The sequence below is a fragment of the Pseudoneobacillus rhizolycopersici genome, assembly GCF_054786815.1.
Window position 1 is genome coordinate 1 of the sequence record NZ_JBTOOE010000088.1, and the last position, 277, is coordinate 277.

Annotated in this window: 1 protein-coding gene; it reads left to right on the top strand. The window is 54.5% G+C overall.

What is annotated here, in order from left to right; genetic code table 11:
* Window positions 1-277, top strand: a 277-nt coding sequence (locus ACX9YW_RS22970; protein ID WP_460351038.1) for an L-asparaginase family protein, incomplete at both ends; no start/stop codon positions are given.

Here is a 277-nt window from a genome sequence, read left to right on the forward strand (position 1 = left end):
TGGAAGCCGGGATCCACATCCGTCGACTGGGAACACCGCCAGCACCGCACGGCGCAGGTGAACTGATTGTTCATCCTATTACTCCACAACCGATTGGCGTAGTCACCATTTACCCAGGTATCTCCGCTGATGTGGTGCGTAACTTCCTGCGCCAGCCGGTAAAAGCGTTAATTTTGCGCTCCTACGGCGTGGGCAATGCACCGCAAAATAAAGAGTTTCTGCAAGAACTTGAAGATGCGAGCTCGCGTGGCATTGTGGTGGTGAACCTGACCCAGTG